This window comes from Parabacteroides sp. AM08-6 (assembly GCF_003473295.1).
Taxonomy (GTDB): domain Bacteria; phylum Bacteroidota; class Bacteroidia; order Bacteroidales; family Tannerellaceae; genus Parabacteroides.
In genome coordinates, this window is the sequence record NZ_QRMP01000006.1 from 928 (window position 1) to 2,430 (window position 1,503).

Genomic DNA, 1,503 nt, shown 5'->3' on the forward strand with positions numbered 1-1,503 from the left:
GAGGGGGTGTGTCAAAACTGAAGTGAACCCCAAAAGTTAGACAAAAAACTTTTGGGGTTTATTTATGTCAAAGCATCACACATTAGAAGAAAAGCAAGAGATTCTCCGACTTCATGAAGCCGGAGTTAGCATGGTTGAGTTGATGACTCGTTTTCATGTAAGCGACCATTATTTATATATTCTTTTTGGCAGATATAAGAAATATGGTTTCTCCGGTTTAGAAAATTATAAGAAAGCAGTTGTAAGCTTCGAATTAAAGGAGCAAATAATCCAAGAGTACGAGGTTGATTGCTTACCTTTGTGGCAGCTTTGCGTGAAGTATGACGTTAGCCATTCGAGTGTTTGCCGTTGGATACAGCAATATAAGTCTGGAGGATATGAAGAATTACACCGTCATCACCAGCGAGGGCGACCAAGTAGGCATATGGGACGACCGAAAAAGAAAGAACCTCAAACAGAATTAGAAAAACTCCAGGCTGAAAACTTACGCCTGCGGGCAGAGAACGCCTTGCTAAAAAAAGCAAAGGCCTTAATGGAAGAAGAAAGGGTCAAATCGAAAGATTCTGGTCTGAAGTCATCCATTCATTAAGGCCGGAATATGGTCTCGACCTGTTGTTAGAGATTAAAGGGATGGCTCGTTCTACATTCTATTACCACCTTAAACGGTTTGGTAATACATCGAAGTACGATAAAGAAAAGAAACGGATACAAGAAATCTTTCAGGAAAGTAAAGGACGCTATGGCTATCGTCGTATAACCTTGCAGTTACGTCATGATGGATATGCAATAAATCACAAGACGGTAGAGAAACTGATGCAGGAGTTGGATATAAAGTGTCTGATACCCAAGAAACGGTATCGGTCATATAAAGGAACCGTCGGTAAGATTGCCCCCAACATCCTGAACAGGGATTTTAAGGTAGCTTGCCCTTGCCGTAAACTTGCCACAGATGTGACGCAAATATCAATCGGGCAGCAGAAAAGTTTCTTATCGCCTATAATAGATATGTTTAACGGAGAAATACTAAGTTATAATATAGCCGATAGAGCGGATTTAGAACAAATAAACAAAATGATGAATGATCTGTTTGCCATTACAGACAAATTACCAAAAGAGAATGAAATCATATTGCATTCTGATCAAGGATGGCAATACCAACATAAAGATTATCAAAATGCCTTGACCGAACATGGAATATTACAAAGCATGTCGAGAAAGGGGAATTGCCTGGATAATTCTGTTATGGAAAACTTTTTCGGGCTTATGAAGTCGGAACTATTATACAACAAGGAATTTAAATCCATGCAAGAGTTCAAGAAGGAACTAGTGGTATATATTGATTGGTATAATAATGATAGAATTAAAATGAGGCTTAATGGAATGAGCCCGGTACAATACCGAGCTCATTATTTAGAGAATTTATAACGTTATTTTTTAACGTCTAACTTTTGGGGGGCAGTACAAAACAGGCACATTCCCTTTTTCTGTTGCGAAGCATAAAAA

2 protein-coding genes are annotated in these 1,503 nt (G+C 38.6%); both read left to right on the forward strand.

Annotated elements, in window-relative coordinates:
• The first annotated feature begins 64 nt into the window (after window positions 1–64).
• Window positions 65–589 (forward strand): helix-turn-helix domain-containing protein, encoded by a 525-nt coding sequence (locus DW103_RS06280; protein ID WP_122274814.1) that lies wholly within the window; start codon window positions 65–67, stop codon window positions 587–589.
• On the forward strand, window positions 553–1,425 hold the full coding sequence (locus DW103_RS06285; protein ID WP_233545629.1) for an IS3 family transposase: 873 nt from the start codon (window positions 553–555) through the stop codon (window positions 1,423–1,425). Before DW103_RS06280 ends, DW103_RS06285 begins: the two co-directional genes overlap by 37 nt.
• Window positions 1,426–1,503 lie beyond the last annotated feature (78 nt).

Coding starts and splice junctions, on each gene's coding strand:
- DW103_RS06280 (WP_122274814.1), top strand. CDS start 65: ATGTCAAAGCATCACACATTAGAAGAAAAGCAAGAGATTCTCCGACTT.